Consider the following 18,400-nt stretch of genomic DNA (forward strand, 5'->3'; position numbering starts at 1 on the left):
TCGTCCTTTCACAGTTTAAATCCAATCCACTCGACCGAGTTGGCAACCGCACTCGTGTCGGCCGCGACGGTGCAGGCGACATGCACCGTGTTCCCCCACTTGACGGCGCAGAACTCCTGAATCGTTTCGCTGACGGGAGACTCGGCATTACCGCGCTTTGACCAATAACCCTCGCTGTCCTGCGCAAGCACGACGACACTCATGCCCTCAACACTTTCCGACAGCGCCACAAGACAGGGAAACTCCTCTCCCGCGTCGATGGCGCGGCAGGCGACGACATTCAGTCCGCTGAAGGGCCGGAGTTTCGCCTGATGGGTGGAAAGCAGCCTGGTTCCATTCACAACGTGCGTTTCAAACATCGCGTCGTCCTTGCCCAGATTGTAGCCGCTCACGATGTAAATTTCACCGTCTTGAACGAAATAGTCCGTGCCGAAACTCTGCTTACCGGAAAATCCGCGATTCACCGTTCCGCTGTCAATCCAGCTGCATGCGCGTCCCAAATGGTAAATATGGAACGCGTCGTCCTCCCGTTTCACCAGCGTTGCGCCGTCACCCGCGGCAGCGGCGAAATCCGGCACCGGTAAATCAAGCGTGTCACGGCTCAGTTCGCGGCCTGAATTGTCCAGCCAGATCGTTATCAGGCCGTACTCGGTAGAGCTGCCGTGCACTATCAGGTAAACGGAATCAACTTTGAGGGGATAGGTTTGAATGGCGGGAGCGGCAAGCCACGCCGCTTCGCGCTTGCCCGTGCTGTCACGGAAAACCATGAAGCTCTCTTGAATACAACTGTGAGCAACGAAGGTGGCCGTGCTGTGACGTCTGTCCGTCCATCGCATCAACTCCGGTATGCATTGCACATACCTGCGCTGAATGAAGTCATAAGACAAAACGGTGTCAAATCGTCCGCGCGCCGGATTCCAATTCACTCCCGCGCCGCCGACGCTGTCACGATGAAACTCTATCCACTGACAATTCAGCGTTCTGTCATCGTTGACAACGAACTTCGGTGAGAAAATCTGCTCCGAAAGTCCGCCGTCAAGCCGAGCGGTTTGCGGACCCGCCGTGCAGCCCGCTAACAGCGCAACAATGAGAATGCAAAGCGCATGCGTCAACGCATTGGGTCCAGCATTCATGCCGGTTATTGCCACTTTGAAAGAGCATCAAAGTATTTGCGGATTAGCTCTTCGTAATCGGGAGTGTACTTCGCGTCAAGCGCCCGCAGCAAATCTTCACGCAGTTCATCCTGTCCCGGCTTTTTCGGCAACTCGCGTGGCGATGAACGCACCATGTCAATACCCGTGTTTGACTTTCGTTGCGGAGAAAACTCGCGTTCGCGGTTCGCGCGCTGGAAATCAAGCAGCTTCGATTCGATCTTGTTCTGCCGCTCAATCGTCTCCGGCGTAATCTTCTGCGCACGCAAATCCTTCGCGACTTCTTCCATCTCTTCCTTCAATCCGTCGAGACGGCCCGTCGTTTCACGTGAAGCCGCGGCCTCCTGAGCGAGTTCGCCCATGGACTTCGCCAGCGCCTCCTGCTCGGCGGCAAGCCGCTGCATCGCCGCCGCCTGACCTTGCGACAACGTGCCCGGATTCTGCATCATGGACATCGTCTGCTGGTTGATCTGTCCCTGCTTCTGGCACATGCCGCCGGCCTTGTTGCACGTCGAGTTGCTGTTCGGTTTGTTGCACTGACTCTGGCACTGCTTGCATGCGTTGTTTTGCTGCTTCAGCGTTTCATTCAGCGAAGCGAGAGCTTGCTTCCTATAGTGTGTCGCCGAACGTGAATCCCGCTCTGCCGTCGCGTTGCAGGCCGATTGCATCTGATTGATCGTCTCCTCCATCGCCGCCATCAGCTTCGGAGTTACGCTCATCGTTTTCTTCGCAAGCTCCGTCATGTCCTCCTGAACACGCTTCATCGCCTGCTTCAGATTCTCCTGCTCTTCGGCAAGCTCGCGCATCTGCGGACTGTTCGGATCCATATTCTGCGACTGCTGCCATAGCTGTTCCTGACGCATGGAGAGATCGAGCATCTTGTCGCGCTGCTTCTCCATCTCCATCATCGTTTCGAGGTCCTGATTCTGCTGCATCTGCTGACGCATGTCCTGCATCTTTTGCGCCATCTCGGACATCTTCTTCTGCTGCTTCTTCCCCTGCTTCTTCGCCGACTGGTTCTGACACATCTGCATCGACTGCGAGTTCTGCTCCATCTGCTCGGAAAGCTGCTCCTCCTCCATCTCCTTCTGAAGCTCCTGAGCCTGCTGTTGACCCTGAACCTGATCCTGCTTCATCTGCTCGGCAAGCTGCTTCATCTCCTGCTCAATCTTCTTCATTTCTTCGGCCAGCTTCTCCTGCTGCTTCGCGTTTTCCTGCGCGTTCTGAGGAGTGTTCTGGTCCATCTTCTCATTGAGCTGCTCCTGCTGCTTCGAAAGTTCGTCCAGACGGCGCGCAAGTTCGTCCAACTTCTTCTCGGCCTGCATCTGCTTCAGCATGTTCAGCGTCTGATCCAAAGCAAGCTGAAACTGCTCCTGCATCTTCTGCATGTTCTGAAGCGCTTCGCGCATCTCCTCAGGTGTCGGCTGCTGCATCGCCTCGGCCAGCTTGCGCATAGCTTCCCGCATTTCCGGCGTGATGACCTCTTCCACGAGTTCCTGTATCTGCGCCATCTTCTCCATCACTTCGGGAGAATAGAGCGAACGAATCTGATTCTGCATCTGCTGCATCTCAATCGCTTGAGCAACCTGCTCAAGAACCTGATTCATCTGCTCCTGCTGTTCCATCAATTGATTGATTTCCTGCTTGCGCTCGTACGTCATCTCGGGATTCGACTTGAACTCCTCGACGGCCTTCTCCACTTCCTCGCGCAAATCCTGCGAATGCTCGAGCAGTTCTTCAAGCGTGATGGTTCGCTTTTCTTCCATCTGCTCCTGCTGTTCGAAAATTTCCGCCATCGACGGGAAGCGCAGCACCCGCATTTCGCTCTTGGCACGCTTCGGCCCGCTGATGCGGTCGTTGTCCCAAACCTCCACGAAAAGAAGCACTTGATCCTCGGGCAGCAATTGCAGCGGCGTCAAGTCGAACATCGTCTCCACCACACAACGCCCCGGCTCAGTCACACGATAGTCGAGAGCCATGCGCTCAAAATTCTCCTCGGGAATATCCGTCATTTGCTCCCACGGCGACGGACGGAAATAGCGCAGCGTCATCTTCGAGAATCCATAATCATCCGCCGCGTCGGCCACAAGCGGTATCTTAATGTCCGCGGCTATCTCCATGTCGTTTGCGGGCTCGACCAGCGAAATCACCGGAGCTTCATCCGGACGGGCGTTGATGCGATACGAAATCGCGTCGCGGCTCTCGCGTCCCTCGTTGTCCGTGAGCTTTATTTGATAGGTTCCGCTCTTCGACACGGTAAATTCGCCGTTCGCCTTGCTGCCGTCCAAATTCAGTGGAAGCCTCTCGCGCGGTGTCGTCAGGTTGTCGCCGCTGATATCAAAAAACTCTATCGTTGCGCTCGCCAATTGCTTCGTCGAAGAAATCGAAAGTCGTGCTGTGGTGCCCACAACCGCTGAAATATCCCCGATATTCTCTTCCAATGTCAGCGGCTGCAATTCAGTGTAAGCGGGCGGAGTTAGCGTGACCGTCAAATACCGCACCGCCGGTAATTCCTGAATCGTCACTGTGTGCTTTTCAGACTTGACATTGCCTGAGTAAGCCCAATAGTCAAACGTCGTCGCCAAACCCGACCACGTGACCGTAAACTCACCGTTCTCTCCTGCAACGGTCAGCGGTGTGTCCGCCGAGCGCCCTTTTTCTTGACGCGTGATAGTGACTTCTTGCGGAATTTCTCCTGTGGCTTTGACAACCACCTTCAGTGAATCTCCGCGCACAAGTTCCACGTCACCCGGTTCAATCGTCAACTGAAATGCCGCCGGAAGAGAAAAATCCTTGTTCGGATTCATCACGCGCTCGGCCGCCGACATCAGCGGACCGCCAAACACAATCAGAAGCGCCACCGCCGCAACTGAAGTGAACACTGCATAGCGCGCGTTCTTTTTCACATACGTTTTGTCCGGCAGCGTTGCCGGTTGAATCGGAATCAGCTCTTCGGCCACACCGCGCCCCGCCGCTAAGATCAACTCCGGAGAGACTCCGTCGCGCTCTGCAGTCTCAACTTTGTCCAGAAGCTGCAAGGCGTTCAGCACGCGATCCCGGATTCCCGGAATTCTCTCCGCGTATTGTCCCGCAAGCTTCTGATCCGTCGGCGCGAATGCGGTGTATTTCAGAATCGGCCATACCACTCCGAGCCCCAGCGCCGCAACCGCCGACACCGTCCACAACCCCAGCAGCACCGCGCGCGCGCCGCCGCTGAAATGTCCCAGCGATTCCAACACCAGCACGAGCAGCGTCACGCTGACCAATGCGGCCAACGCGAACAGCGCATGACTCTTCAATGTATTGACAAGAACAGCGCGCCGTAAGCCCGCCATCCAGTTGCGTATCGTCGAGAGTACTTCTCGTGCACCCATAGTCGTCTGTTCCTTCAGTCGTTTACCGCGAATATCACGGTCGTTCCATAGTTCGCGGCAGCAGGGCATGTCCTCGTAAGGATGTCTTCACCTGCTCCATGCGCGAGTATTTAGAATCCGCGCAACCGCATTTTATTAATGATTCTCTGTCTCTGAATACTCAGCCGAATCACAGCCATTTTCAATCTGTCTCTGACCACAGACGGCGGCAATTCGCCCGTCTGCAAATACTGATAACTTTGTATCGAGCGGGTGAAATACCAGCCCGCGAATTTCTCCACCGCGTGACGCACAGGCCTGCGCGTCCGTGTTGCTCGTGCTCGTAGTAGTGCCAATGCTTGTGTTTCCTTATCTCGCCAAAATTGCCTGCCACAGTAATACCAATCCCACCACCGCCGCCAGCGGATGTATCAAAGCGATTCCCGCAGGCACGGGAGCCTTCATCCGCCGCAGCGCAAACAATCCTACTCCGCCTAAAAACGTAATCAGCAAAATCAAAAAGGCCAGCATCGGCGTGGGCTTCGCCGATTGCGTCGCCTGCAATATCATGAACAGCATGCCTAGTGTGGCCAGTCCGCCGTGCACCCACACCCACTTCATGCGCGCAGGCAGTTTGCGTATCAGTTGCCACAGCGGCTGAAATCCGATCGCCGCCGCCAACGTCAGGAACAGTCCCGACAAAAAGAGATACATCGTCGATCTCCCTAGTTACTTCATAATTTCCACCCGGCTTTCCGGATGGTCATTGAGTCCTTCGTCAGCGCGCCAGTGCTTTCAAAATCTCCCGCGCCACTCCCGCGCTCGATGGCGGATTCTGTCCGGTGATGAGCTTTCCGTCCACCACCACCTTCTCCTGAAAGTTCTCGGCCGTCTCCACCGTCGCGCCCTGCTCGCGCAGCTTGCTCTCCAGCATGAACGGCATATATCCGTCCAGCTGCACCGCCCGCTCTTCGCTGTCCGTAAATGCGGCCAGCTTCTTACCTTCTACGAGCGCTCTTCCGTCCGAAAGTTTCACATCCACAAAGGCCGCCGGACCGTGGCACACCGCCGAGACCACCTCGCCGCGTTCGTACAGCTCTACAATGGCTTTCTGAACGTCCGCATTCCCCGGTAAATCAAACATCGTGCCATGACCGCCGGGGAAAAAGATGGCATCCACATTGTCCAACTGAACCTCTGCAAGCTTCTTCGTGGACTGCAAAAGTTCGATTTCACGGGCAAAATTCCGCTTTGTCTCATCGTTTAGACTGCGCGGATCCACCGGCACCACGCCGCCCTGCGGACTTGCCACAATCGTCTGTGCACCTGCGTCCGCGAAAATTTGATGCGGGACGGCAAACTCTTCCAGCCACACGCCCGTCGCATGCGAATCAAACTGTGCCGTATTCGTCAACACCATCAAAATGACAATCAGTGTATCCATTAATCGAAAAGCTCCGAAAGGAAACTCTTGCGTTTATACGGCTTCTGATAGTACGGCTGTTGCTGCACCACCACTTGCGGCTGTTGATACTGCTGCTGTTGCGGCGCGCGCGCGCGATCGTCATCGCGGTCGTCGGCTGCACGCTCGATAATTTTATCCAGTTCCCCTCTGTCCAGCCAGACGCCGCGGCACTTCGGGCAATAGTCAATCTCAATCCCCTGCCGCTCGCTCATCACCAAATCCACTTTGCAACTCGGACAATCCACGATCTGCCTCCGCCTTTCCTTTTTCCTCTTTCCAGTTTCCTATTTCTACTCCACTCCCCTTGTAAGGGCGTACACCAAAACATTCGTCCCCATATCCAGTGCCGCTTTACGTTTTTCCGGAGGATCGTTGTGAATCTCTTCAGCTTCCCACCCGTCGCATAAATCGCTCTCGTAATTGTAAAAGCACACCATCACACCGTTCACGAACAGCCCGAACCCTTGCGCGGATTTTTTATCGTGCTCGTGAATCTTCGGCAGGCCATTGGGAAAGCGGGTTGTTGCTGTATAGATCGGATGGCTGAACGGCAGTTCGTACCACTCCGCGTCCGGCAAGACTCTTTTCATTTCGCGGCGGAAGCTCGCGTCCATGCCGTAATCGTCGTTGGCAAACAAAAATCCGCCTGCATTAAAATAGGCGCGCAGGTTATTCACCTCGTTTTCCGAAAACGAGATATTGCCGTGACCGTTGATGAAGGTAATCGGGTAGCTGAACAGCTCGACCGACGACGGCTCCACGGCCCGCGGTTCGGGGTCAAAATCCACATTCGCACCCGCTTCGGCATAACGCAACAGATTACTGAGCGCCCTTCCGCCGGAGTACCAATCCCCGCCTCCGTTATATTTCATCAGCCCCACTTTCTGGGCCGTATTTGTCCCTTGCGCGAACATTGGAGAGGACACCAACACCCCCGCCAACAGCGCGTACGTCACCTTTCCCCCGCAAATCCTCCGCAGGGTCTTTGTCAAACGTTGTGTTTTCAATATCTTAAAAATACTCTAAATTCTTTCTGGCTACGTCTTAAACTCAGATAAATCAACTATGGTTGCGGGGGGTTAGAGGGCAAACCTATTACAACGTCTACTAGGTCGAGCCTCCAGGCTCGACATCTTTCAGGTGACTCGGTCAACCATTTCTGGTTCCGGTTTCTGATAGAATTCCTGCCAACTTGACCATTTGTAATCTTTAAGGTCTTCAACAAGCTTTGCTCTGATTGGATTCGCGTGCATGTAGTTGAGCTTCTCAATCAGCATCTCTTTGCGAGAAATCACGACAGTCCAATATCCCTTTTGCCAGTGGAACAATTGATCCCGTGATGTAAAGGTCTTGATTCGCCGCACCAAGCTCGATATCGTCATCCCATTAACTACTCGACAAACAAAATGCACATGATCAGGCATCACAACAAAACCATACAATTTGATCTCTTCTGTTTTTCGAAAATGTTGTAAGGCATCAATAAACCTCTGCGCATGCTCGTCATTTCGAAATATCGGTTCGCGCTCTTCAATTACTGAAGTTACAAAGAACGTTTGATCGGTCTGATGACGATTCTCCGGCTTGTCCATTTCTTTGAAATGCTTTTCAATCTTATTTAAATTTACTAGGTCGTGCCTCCAGGCACGACACTCTGCGAACCTTCCGCTGCAACATTCCATCTCTCCAGAAGTCCAGCCTGGAGGCTGGACCTAGTGGGCGGTGGAATTTGGCGCCTTCCAGCCCGAACGCTTCTTCACGTCGCCAAGCCGACGTTCAGAATGACGATCTTCTGGGGAACAGATGTGGGTGCTTCTTGAAGCATGAAATACAACTTGGTTTGTTTAGAGTACTTTGATTTGGTGCTCCACAAATGTGGCACACTCGTTCTTTGTAATCAGGATTGTTAAACTCTTTCCAAATATTGAAGCAATCGTTACAGTAAGGGCGCTCAATGTTCATTGCCAATGGCCTGCTGCATCGAATACAGAAACCGCGATCTGCTTTTGATGTAGCTGCTGGCTTTGTGGTCGCCTTCGGCGGCTCGGTTTTTTTCTCTTCCTTTGCGACTTTCTGTACAGAAAGGGCAATGTCTTGGCTTGATCTATAAATTCGGTCAACGGCCTCACGCATCTTCTCGTAAAGTTGTCTGTCGTCCTCCTTGTTAAAGGCCACACCCAACTCTTCGTTATTGATTTGGGAGTAGTCATACAAGTTCATTGACGTTACTATCGCCTGAAACTCATTGTAATAGCACTTCGCGTGGAGATTTGGACAAAAAGACGTTCTTACCCGAGATAATTTGCTTAGCCATTCGATCTCTGTCGGTGACAGTTCATTTTTTCCATAAATCACAACCATCTCGACCTTCATTCGGTCTTTATCTTCGATTAGAGTTTGAAGTCGAGGACCAAGTTTCAAGTATGGACTGACAAGGACAACCCGTTCTTTTGCGTCATTAATAATGTGTTCGATTCGGGCATTGATTTCACTAGTAGTTAACAATTCCGCCATTGTTCTTCCTTAGGTTAATTTACGCCTCTCCAAATTTCCCCTCCCCCTCGTAACTTCAATGCCAAAACCCCGCAATCACATATTGAACATGTGTTTATAAATTTTTAGCTTTTTTGCTAAAAATGCTTGACAAAACGCCACTGGTGTCGTATATTAGGCTCGAAACTTACAGCGGTCACGGATTCCGTTCGGTTGCCAGCTTGACCCCGAAACCGACTAAGGCCAGCCCCGCAAGACCCGATACCGCGCGCCTCAACCCCCGCCGCGAAAACACGGTCTTCGCCTGTGCCGCCGCCGCCGAGACCGCCGATAGCCAGATGATTCCCATGACGACATACAATGTCGCCAGAAACAGCGACCGCCCCAGCACCGACTGCCCGGGTGACACGAACTGCGGCAAAACCGCGAGATAAAAAACCGCCACCTTCGGATTCAGAATATTGTTCATGAACCCCTGAATAAACCCGCTCCGTGCGAACTTGCGTTTCCCAGCCTCCGCACTTTCGCCAAGGTCCGCCTCTGTCTCGCCCCGAAATCCAGACCACAAACTCTGTATTCCCAGCCAGATAAGATACACCGCGCCCGCCCACTTCACCACCGTGAAGGCGCGCGAAGACTGCATCAATATCAATGACAGGCCAAGTGCCGAAGCCAGCGCGTGGACGTACGTCCCGACCGCAATTCCCCAGACGGTATGCAATCCCGTTGCCCGGCCACCGCTGATGGAGTTCTTCAGCACCAGCAGCGTGTCCGGCCCAGGCGTCACGATCAAAAGCGCGGCCAAACCCGCGAATGTCCAGAATTGTGCATCAAACATGTAGACGGAACTCCCCAATTTAATCCCAGAATATACGGCTCATGCCCCAAATTCGCAACGCCCGAACTCCCGAATTGTCAATTAGTTGAGCCTCGTGCCCCGCACCGCTTGCTCCCGTCTTTCCATTTCCCTATCTTGGGTAACTTCAACAGCTTCCAAAACCCCAAGAGCACATGAGCAATTACGACGATAAGCACGTTCTCGACAGCCGCATCGGCGCCGACGAAAATCTCTACGACCCCGCGCTCAAACAACGCACGCAGCGGCTGCTCAAGCTGTTCATGAACTACGCCAAGAACTATCCGCTCCGCGAACGCTGGCTCGATGTCGGAAGCGGCGAAAGCTACATGCGCGACGTGCTCCGCGATGAAACCAAACTGAACATCGAAGTCTCGGAAGTGGACCTCGATATCGAACGCTACGAGTTTCCCGACAACACGTTTCACACGCTCACGCACTTCGAAGTGCTCGAACATCTCTTCAATCCGCTCTATCACGTGCTGGAAATGAAGAGAGTTATGGCCCCCGACGGAAATTTGTTCTTAGTCACTCCGAATGACTACAGCTTGATCTACAAAGTCGAGCACATTCTCTCGCGCAAATACCGCCCGCACTTCCACCAATTCACCGAGCGCGACCTGCGCGACCTCTTTCACAGAGCCGGCATGCGCATCGTCCACCTCGAAAAATTCTACAAATCCCCCTCCGGCACCATCGCCCGCGTCAGTAAAAACGGCTTCTTCATGCACGTCCGCAAGGACTGATAGCACTACCGACGGCCTCCGGCCGTCCTTTAGCGAGGAAGCAATTTTCGACAACACTAAAGCGGGCTGGATTACTCCAGCCCGCTCTCATAAACTACCGTCGGCCTCTGGCCGTCTAACCTAAATGAGTTTTCTTTGCGTCGCGGCGTACTTCAGTTCTTCGCGGAACTGCGGATGTGCGATGCGAATCAACGCGTGTGCGCGTTCCCGAATCGTCTTGCCGTGCAAATATGCCACACCAAACTCGGTGCAGACATAATGCACGTCCGCGCGATTGGTGACAACACCCGCGCCCGGTGACAACACCGGAGTGATGCGCGAAATCGTTCCGTTCTTCGCCGTGGACTCCAGCGCGATAATCGGCTTGCCGCCGTTGCTTCTCGATGCGCCGCGCACAAAGTCAACCTGTCCGCCGAAGCCGGAGAATATGGAGTGTCCGATGGAATCGGAGCACACCTGGCCGGTCAAATCAACTTGCAGCGCGCTGTTAATTGAGATCATCTTGTCGTTACGCGCAATCACGAACGGATCGTTCGTGTGGTCCACCGGACGGAATTCGACCAGCGGATTGCTGCGCACGAAGTCATAAAGAACCTTCGATCCGAGCACGAAGCTTGCTATCATCTTGTCCTTGTGCAGCGTCTTGGCCTTGCAGTTGATGACTCCTTTGTGAACCAACTCAACCGCGCCGTCACTGAACATTTCCGTGTGCATACCCAGGTCGCGCTTGTCGCCCAAACTCGCCAGCACCGCATCCGGAATCGCGCCGATTCCCAATTGCAAACAGGCTCCGTTTGGCACCAACTCCGCGCAGAACAATCCGATCAGTTTCTCAGCATCGCTGGGAGTCTTGCGCGGCAGCTCCGGCAGAGGGTGGTCGTAGCGAATCAACGCGCGAAACTCGTTCTTGTGCAAGAAGTTCTCGCCATATACCCACGGCATCTGCTCATTTACCAGGCCGATGACGTTCTTGGCGTGCCGCGCCGCTTCCAGCGTGCAGGCGCAGTCAATTCCCAAACTGCAATGACCGTGTGTTCCGGGAGGAGTGACCTGCACCAGACATGTGTCAATTTTGAAATTGCCGCTTCGAATCAACGCGGGAATTTCGGACAAAAATATCGGTGTATAATCTCCGCGGCCTTCATTAACGGCCTGACGCACATTGCCGCCCGTAAACAGCGCGTTGGTGCGGAAACTCTTCTCCATCCCCGGCGCGGCATATGGTGCCGCACCAAACGTCATCAAATGCGTGACTTCCACGCCTTCAAGTTCAGGTGCTCTTGCGGCCAAGGCTTCCACCAACAACTCCGGTACCGCCAGACCTGAACCGACGAATACCCGGTCGTTCGAGGCCACACAGCGCAATGCATCTACAGCTTCAGCCAGTACTTCAGGTGGTGCAGGTGGCTGGCTTATAATTTGCGAACTCATTCCTACTTATCCTTAGTGTTTTGTCGCCGCAGGAAACTGACAAACCGAGTCAGCTTACCACCACGGGAACTTATTAGCTTGATTAGGATTGTAACCAATATAGGGGTTGCAACAACCACTCCAAAATACGCAATCGCTCGCAATTTTTCAACGGGAATTTTTACGGAGGTCCGCCATGCTTAGCTTCCAAAAGATCCTTTGCCCGATTGACTTTTCCGACCCGTCCTACCGGGCTTTGGCAACCGCCGACGAACTCGCTCGCCGTTACAATGCGGAGCTGCATGTGCTGCATGTCGTTCCGCCTGTACCATTGGTTGAACTCCCGCCGGGCAGCGGTTCGGCGGCGTTTGATGTGAAACGCTACGAAACCGAATTGCTCGACAGCTATCGCAAAACTCTCGACAATGCGCTGGGTGAATACGTCAAGCCGGGAATCACGCTCACGCGGCATCTTGAACTCGGAGATCCCGCTCACGAAATCGTTGTGCTGGCCGAAAAAATTCATGCGGACGTGATTGTCATCGCCACTCACGGCAGAACCGGACTCAAACGATTTCTATTCGGCAGCGTCGCCGAAGCGGTCGTTAGACGATCTCCCTGTGCGGTGCTGACGATTCCGATGCATGAACACAAATAGAATTGAACTGCAAAATTCGAAAATTTAAAAGCCGAGACGATTTGTCTCGGCTTTTGCATTTGGTATATGTAAACTGCTTACTTCAAAAGCAAAAGCTTGGTTGCCGTGAATACATTATCCATTGAGCGCAGCTCTGCAAAATAGACTCCGCTGGCAATTCGTTCGGCGTTTACGTGAACATTTTGGCTTGATTCTATTCGGCCTGAATATAGCGTCGTCACTTCTCGCCCTGTTACATCATAGAGAACGATATCGTAGTTTCCTGCACGCGCAACTTCGACACTCAATATTGTTGTGGCATTAAATGGATTGGGAAAGGCCGCAAGCGAGTAAGCTGAAGGCAATTGAACGCTTGGAGTCTCAATCGCCACTTCCGTGGAGTCAATACTGTCGGGATGTTGAGTCAGCCATGGTACGAACAACACACCATTCCCAACCTCTGAGCCCTGCCCTTCCGGATTCACACTTGCATTGTACGGTCCCGTCGAGTCTCCCCACCAATTCTCGCGGGCGTCGAAATAGCTCCCCACCGTGCTCGCGGCAAGGCCTGGGGGCAAGAAGGAGTTGTTGTGAGAACGAATTGTGTCTTGTGATGGACCCTCTGCCCGAAAATCCGGCAGCGTTGCAGGATCAAGATTCTCAAATTCATTGTCCCGAAGTAAAACCGTTGCGCTAAGCGCCTGGACGCCCGGAGTCAGCACTGTCGCACCATCTCCATCAATGAAAGTGTTGCCTTCAATGATTGCAAGACGCCCGAACGAACATTGCGAGCATTGGAGATTAATTGCGATGGTTCCGGAAGAAGGGCCAAAGGTATGATAATCTCGAAAAGTGTTTCCTCTAATTACAAGTGGATAATCCATACTTATAGGATGATCGAAACCAGCTTGAATCAGACTGTAAGCCTGATCAATGCCTTCAAAAACGCAATTCTCAATTAACACATCGCCATTCGGATAAATATCAACAACAGAGAATGCGCCGACGTAAGGACCGAAGCGGCAATTTGAGACAATTGCGCCGGGCCCTCTGATGTTGAGCAGGTATCCGCCTTGCGGGTTATTCGCAAACACACAACTGTCAATTTCTGATCCTCCGTAGCATGTTACGACAGAGTACCCTTCACTTTCAAAGTAACAATTTTCCGCTTTAAGCCTTCCGCTAAGAGATGTTAGCACGCAACTTCCAAAGCAACCAACGAAGCGGCAATTTTGAATTTCAATTCTTGATCCTCGCCAAAGAGGAGAGGATACTGAATCAAACCTGCATTGCTCGACGATTAAAAGTCGCGCTGCACTCTGAATCGCGCCTGACCTTGTCGGAATCTCGTACTGTCTAATTGCCGGGCGATTATAGAAAGCAATGTTCTTTACTACTGCTGTGTCGCCGAAAACGCGAAACACGGAAGGCGTATCAACTCCGAACACATTGGGATCAAATGTAGTCCGTGCCTCGGCAGTAGTATCGGCCCGGTGCCAGCCCATCAAGACAAAAGAATGTAGAGGGCTTTGAAGCAGCTCGTGATACGTTCCGGGAGCAACAGAGACAGTGTCCCAACGATTTGTGCTGTCAAGCGCGGCTTGTATCGTGGGATAGTCTGCTGGTACATGCAAGACTGTTCCAACCGCAATGTTTAGGGGCAGTAGTGCAATCACACAGCTAATGCATATTGTTATGAGAGTCATGGCGTGCAGAGAACGGTGTTGTACGAAATGCAAGCGTAGGCGGTACAATTTGCAGAGCATGATTCACATGTCGTGCCTATCTGGCTACAGGGCAGCTTGCATGTATAGATAACATATGTACTTCCCGCTATCAAATTAACCGTCGGATACACTGTGGCAACGCACCCTCCAAAGCCGCACGCATTTGTATGCCCGTTTGCGAGGAAAATCTCTGTGCCTCCTGTCAACTTGAAGATGTTTGCACAAGAATAACATAGTGTGCAATTCGATCCACTTCCTGAACAACGAGTCTCCGTTCGAATAATATACGTTCCTGTACATGCTGGTGTGAATTCGCTTCGTGTGCAATTCGCCGTAAGGTTTGAGGCGCATTCTACATCCGAGCATGTATTGTCACTGAAGCACTGGCAATCCTGGCAAGCGAAAGACGGCATTACAGAAACTCCAAGAAACAAAAAAACCGCAAGGATAACCATTGCGGATGAGGTGGAAGGTGCTTTACTCATGCGTGCCTCCTGAACTGTGAAAAATTTTTCCGGCTCCCTAAGCCGTTTTCAAGGATGCACCAAGTTGCTGATGCACCAAGTTGCTGATGCACCGAGTTGCTGATATATAGAATATATAGCGGAGAGTTTAGATTGTCAAGTGTTTTGGTCAGCGCGGAAAACGAGTTTTAAATCGCTGTTATTTAAGTTGTTCGTGATAGCTTTTGCGAGGGTTCGTGGGAGATTGGGCAAACGAAAGCCCCTCGATTGAGGGGCTCCTTATATCAGACTTCATCGGCTCAGGTGCGCTCAGCTTTTGCGCTCGACGTAAGTTTCCTTGGCGAGCTTGTCAATCCACTTCTTGAATTCTTCGTCCTGCTTCTTCGCCAGCGCCATCTGCTCAATGCGGCTGTAATCTTCATTCAATGTGATGGCACGCGAGAATACGCGGTCTGTCACTTTCACAATGTGCACGCCGAAAATCGTGCGGAACGGATCGGAATACTCACCCTTTTGCTTGCCTTCTATCGGAGCTTTGAATTCGTCGGGCAACTCCGCCGGACTGAACCAGCCCAGGTCGCCGCCATTGGCGGACGTCTTTGTGTCCGTCGAAAGATTAAGCGCAAGCTCGGCGAAGTCATCACCTCCGCGTAATCTCACCACCAGCGATTCCGCGTCCGCCATCGTCTGCGCTTCGTCCGCGGCTGCTGGCGTGACCTTGAACAAGATGTGGTCGCTGTTAATTTTTTCTCCCGTTCGCTCGTTCAGTCGAATCAGATGCACGCCGAATTGTGACACCGTCGGTGCGCTTAACTCGCCCGGCTCCAACTCGTAAGCTGCCGCTTCATATTCAGGAACCAAGTCACCGCGATTGGTCGTGCCAAGTTTGCCGCCGCGCGCCGCGGAGCCCGCGTCATCGGAAAAGCGTGACGCATATTCCTCAAAAGTCATCTGGCCGGATTCAATAATTTGCTTGGCCGAGTCCGCGCGCGCAATCGCCGCCTCGACCGACGCTTCCGAAACGCGGTCCTGCAGCAATATGTGCGCAAGACGTATCGCATCCCGAAGCGGCGGCACGCTGTCTTTGATTGATTCCCAAAACTCGATAACCTCGCTGCGCGAGACTCTCACCGAAGCAAGATGCTGGCGGCGAATGCGCTCTATCAACAGCGTCTCTTCAACCAGCGGACGGAACTGCCGCTTGATTTTGGGCAGCGGCATGCCGTAATAGGATTCGAGTTTGTCCTGACCTCCGACCTGTTCTATCAGATTGGCCATCCGGTTATCCAACTCGCGGTCAACTTCCTTTTGTGAAACGGAAATGGAATCATACCGCGCGCGCGTCAGCAATAGTTTCTGGGCAATCAAATCGTCGAGCACCTGCCCGCTGAGCACATTCAACTGTTCCGCGGATAGCGAATCGAGTGACCCGCTTGCGCCCATTGAGTATTGCATGTACTGCAATATCTCGGACTCGAGGATTATCTCGTCATCCACCACCGCCACAACCCGGTCTATGGTCTCTTCTCCGGCTGCGAGCGCCGCCAACATGAGCAGTCCCGCTGCGATCCATTTCATCATTTCGCTTCACCCATATTCATTGGCTGGTAACGGCTGCGCAATTCGCTTTCCCACCGTTCCTGTCTTCTTTGACTCTGTTCGGTAAGCAGGCGTTCCCGGATTTCTCCGCGCACGGCTTCGAGACTTAACTGCGCGCCCTGCGGATAGACTTCATGCAGTCGTATCAGCCTGTAGCCTTCACCAAATGGCAGCACCGGAGTCAAACCGCCCGCTTGAATCGCACGGACGGCGGCAAGCTGCGGAGGCTCCAAATCCGTTCCGTCCGCGAGCCACTTGCCTTCCCAAATCACAAATCCCGATTTCAAACGCGACGTATCGGCTCGTTCAAGCGCGCGCCGGAAGGCCTTTAGCGAGTCTTCCGCTTCGCAATAGAAACTCTCTATCAGGTAGCTGTCAGAGGGACGCTTGAATTCGGATTGATACTCACTGTAGTATTGGGATATCAGCGAATCGGTAATCTCCGGGACCGGCTGACGCGCAAGCAATACGGCACGATAGTATTGGGCGATCAACTCGCGCTCCTTGCGGGCAAGTACAGGGTCCTTGCGCAAGTTCGACTTCTCAATCTCCTGCTCGAGCATGGCAAGCTCAAGCCACTCGTTAAGAAGATAGGTGCGCTCGTCCGCCGCCATGCTGTCAAAGGCTACGCCGGTCATCGTGCGAAACTCTTCGCGAGTCAGTGTCCGATTGCCTGCCTTCGCGATCACGTCCGCCTCGCCGCTCTTGCCGCATCCGCAGAACAGAGGTGCAAGCGAGACAATCAGAAGTATCCTATTGATCACGTGCTGCGCGGTCCTGTCGTTCAGGCGGAAGCGGCCAAAGTGTTGAAAGCTTCTCTTCGTTTATCTTTAGCGGATAACGGGACAACAGCATCTTCTCAAGCTCTTCGGTCAGCTGCTTCGTGCGCACAACACGGTTTTCCCGGCGCGCGTCGCCCTTGGCTTCTTCCCACGTCTTCGTGCGTGACGGATAAGTCTCCAGAAGCTGCAAGACGGAGTAGTTCTTGCCGACCTTCACAACTTCCGAGATGTCGCCTTTCTTTTGAAGCTGGAACGCGCTCTTGCCAATCATGCCGAAGCGCTTCTCTTCAAATGGACCGATGCGGCCGCTGTCGCGCTTGGTGGATTCCTTTTCGTTGAATTGCCACGCAAGCTTCTGGAAATCCTCACCCTTCAGCGCGCGTTCGCGCACTTTGGCCGCTTTCGCGCTGTCTTCCTTGATGAAAATTTCGCGAATCGTACGCGTTTCCGGCTGGATAAACTCCTGCAGGTGCTGCTCGTAGTAGGCCCGGTCGGCGTCTTCATTGCCGTCGAGCTTCTCCGTTATTTCCACTTTCTCAACCAGTCGCATGATGGCCGTCTTCTTCTGCTGTACAATGCTCGGGTCTTCCATCGCCTTCTTCAGATAGCCCTCCTTGACCGCCTTGTCTTCGAGGAATTGCGGTTCACAAATGGCGTGCGCGAGATCTTTCACGGACTGCGGATTCTTCCAGTCTACGCGATACGCATTCGCGCCCACTTTCTGAATCATATCGTCGATCGTGATGTTGCCAAGCTTATGCGTCCCCGCAATTTGCGCTTTCTCTTCGGCGGTGAACATCGGGCCGAGTTCTTTGTTGAGCGTCATCTGCGGATCGAGCATTTTGGCCACGAATTTGTCGAGCACGGCCTGGTCGAGTTTCAAACCGTATTCGTCATGCAGCGCTGTCACATACTCGCGCGCTTTTTCGCCAAGCTTCTGTCCCTCAACTTCGCGCATGCGCGTGGCGATGTCATTCTTGGATTCTTCGTAAGGCTTGCGGCCTTCGATGGCGCGGGTTGAATCCACCCATATCAGGTGCCAACCGAAGGGAGATTCCACCGGACCGGCGACGGTCTTCGGTTTTGCGTCCCATGCCGCGCGCTGAAACTCATCCACCATTCTACCCCACGGGAACCAGCCGAGATCGCCAGAATCGGCCGCGGTTGTCGCGTCTTCGCTCAGAAGTTTCGCGGCGGTTTTGAAATCCAGTCCTTTGTCAATTGCCGTCTTGATGGAGTCAATGCGGCTTTTCAAGCGCGCCTTGTCGGCGGCCGTCGTGTCACTTGAATTCTTCTTGACGAGAATGTGGCGCGCCATGATTTCCTTGCTGCCTTTATCATAGAAGTCGCGCATCATCGATTCGGTTATCACCGAGTTGATGATTTTGTCTTCATAAAGCAGGTCCAAAGCCTTGCGTTTCGCCGAGGCTTCGACGTTCTGCGCGATTTCGGGATTCTCGTCATACTTGCGCGCCAATCCTTCAAGATACTTGGCTTCTTCTATCGCCAAGTCATGCGCGATTTTCTTGCGCTCGTCCAAACTGCGCTGCTTGATGTTCTCCTCCGAGCGGAACTGCAGCATCATGGCGTTGCGATACTCTTCTTCCGTGATGGTCTCCTTGCCGATTTTGGCGACATAGGGGCCATCCTTTGTGCAGCCGGCGATGATAGTCAGCATCAGCAGGCTCCACAGTATTACGATTCGTTGCATTCTTTC

17 protein-coding genes are annotated in these 18,400 nt (G+C 53.3%); 2 read left to right on the forward strand and 15 right to left on the reverse strand.

Annotated features, from left to right (window positions below):
• Positions 1 to 8: 8 nt before the first annotated feature.
• From HUU59_07855 to HUU59_07900, 10 genes are all read right to left on the reverse strand, one after another.
• Positions 9 to 1,133, reverse strand: a complete 1,125-nt coding sequence (locus tag HUU59_07855) for a hypothetical protein (protein NUO19342.1) — start codon at positions 1,131 to 1,133, stop codon at positions 9 to 11.
• Positions 1,134 to 1,138: 5 nt separating this feature from the next.
• Entirely contained in the window at positions 1,139 to 4,594 is a 3,456-nt protein-coding gene (locus tag HUU59_07860) for a DUF4175 family protein (GenBank protein NUO19343.1), read from the reverse strand.
• 41 nt (positions 4,595 to 4,635) lie between these two features.
• Complete coding sequence (locus tag HUU59_07865; GenBank protein NUO19344.1) at positions 4,636 to 4,860, reverse strand: hypothetical protein; 225 nt, start codon at positions 4,858 to 4,860, stop codon at positions 4,636 to 4,638.
• Between the two features lie 13 nt (positions 4,861 to 4,873).
• Positions 4,874 to 5,218: a hypothetical protein gene (locus HUU59_07870; GenBank protein ID NUO19345.1), complete on the reverse strand. Its 345-nt coding sequence runs from the start codon at positions 5,216 to 5,218 to the stop codon at positions 4,874 to 4,876.
• Between the two features lie 64 nt (positions 5,219 to 5,282).
• Positions 5,283 to 5,948: a type 1 glutamine amidotransferase domain-containing protein gene (locus HUU59_07875; protein NUO19346.1), complete on the reverse strand. Its 666-nt coding sequence runs from the start codon at positions 5,946 to 5,948 to the stop codon at positions 5,283 to 5,285.
• Positions 5,948 to 6,214: a zf-TFIIB domain-containing protein gene (locus HUU59_07880; GenBank protein ID NUO19347.1), complete on the reverse strand. Its 267-nt coding sequence runs from the start codon at positions 6,212 to 6,214 to the stop codon at positions 5,948 to 5,950. The genes HUU59_07875 and HUU59_07880 overlap by 1 nt, the downstream gene beginning before the upstream one ends.
• 45 nt (positions 6,215 to 6,259) lie before the next feature.
• Entirely contained in the window at positions 6,260 to 6,883 is a 624-nt protein-coding gene (locus HUU59_07885; protein ID NUO19348.1) for a DUF4159 domain-containing protein, read from the reverse strand.
• Between the two features lie 222 nt (positions 6,884 to 7,105).
• On the reverse strand, positions 7,106 to 7,561 hold the full coding sequence (locus tag HUU59_07890; GenBank protein ID NUO19349.1) for a transposase: 456 nt from the start codon (positions 7,559 to 7,561) through the stop codon (positions 7,106 to 7,108).
• Between the two features lie 184 nt (positions 7,562 to 7,745).
• On the reverse strand, positions 7,746 to 8,483 hold the full coding sequence (locus tag HUU59_07895) for a hypothetical protein (GenBank protein NUO19350.1): 738 nt from the start codon (positions 8,481 to 8,483) through the stop codon (positions 7,746 to 7,748).
• Between the two features lie 175 nt (positions 8,484 to 8,658).
• A complete protein-coding gene (locus tag HUU59_07900) occupies positions 8,659 to 9,300 on the reverse strand; it encodes a LysE family translocator (protein NUO19351.1) in 642 nt (213 codons plus the stop codon).
• 173 nt (positions 9,301 to 9,473) lie between these two features.
• Here HUU59_07900 and HUU59_07905 point away from each other — a divergent pair, with 173 nt between their 5' ends.
• Positions 9,474 to 10,064, forward strand: a complete 591-nt coding sequence (locus tag HUU59_07905; GenBank protein ID NUO19352.1) for a methyltransferase domain-containing protein — start codon at positions 9,474 to 9,476, stop codon at positions 10,062 to 10,064.
• Positions 10,065 to 10,184: 120 nt separating this feature from the next.
• Here HUU59_07905 and HUU59_07910 read toward each other — a convergent pair whose 3' ends face one another.
• Positions 10,185 to 11,495: an acetyl-CoA hydrolase/transferase family protein gene (locus tag HUU59_07910; protein NUO19353.1), complete on the reverse strand. Its 1,311-nt coding sequence runs from the start codon at positions 11,493 to 11,495 to the stop codon at positions 10,185 to 10,187.
• A 175-nt stretch (positions 11,496 to 11,670) separates the two neighbouring features.
• Here HUU59_07910 and HUU59_07915 point away from each other — a divergent pair, with 175 nt between their 5' ends.
• Entirely contained in the window at positions 11,671 to 12,132 is a 462-nt protein-coding gene (locus HUU59_07915; protein ID NUO19354.1) for a universal stress protein, read from the forward strand.
• Between the two features lie 77 nt (positions 12,133 to 12,209).
• Here HUU59_07915 and HUU59_07920 read toward each other — a convergent pair whose 3' ends face one another.
• The 4 genes from HUU59_07920 to HUU59_07935 form a co-directional block, all read right to left on the reverse strand.
• Positions 12,210 to 13,745 (reverse strand): T9SS type A sorting domain-containing protein, encoded by a 1,536-nt coding sequence (locus tag HUU59_07920; protein NUO19355.1) that lies wholly within the window; start codon positions 13,743 to 13,745, stop codon positions 12,210 to 12,212.
• An 866-nt stretch (positions 13,746 to 14,611) separates the two neighbouring features.
• Entirely contained in the window at positions 14,612 to 15,883 is a 1,272-nt protein-coding gene (locus tag HUU59_07925) for a peptidylprolyl isomerase (protein NUO19356.1), read from the reverse strand.
• Complete coding sequence (locus HUU59_07930; protein NUO19357.1) at positions 15,880 to 16,665, reverse strand: peptidyl-prolyl cis-trans isomerase; 786 nt, start codon at positions 16,663 to 16,665, stop codon at positions 15,880 to 15,882. Before HUU59_07930 ends, HUU59_07925 begins: the two co-directional genes overlap by 4 nt.
• The gene (locus tag HUU59_07935; GenBank protein NUO19358.1) at positions 16,655 to 18,394 is read right to left on the reverse strand and encodes a peptidylprolyl isomerase; all 1,740 of its coding nucleotides are present in this window, start codon (positions 18,392 to 18,394) and stop codon (positions 16,655 to 16,657) included. The genes HUU59_07930 and HUU59_07935 overlap by 11 nt, the downstream gene beginning before the upstream one ends.
• Between the last annotated feature and the right edge of the window lie 6 nt (positions 18,395 to 18,400).

Source organism: bacterium (assembly GCA_013360195.1).
GTDB lineage: Bacteria > Electryoneota > RPQS01 > RPQS01 > RPQS01 > JABWCQ01.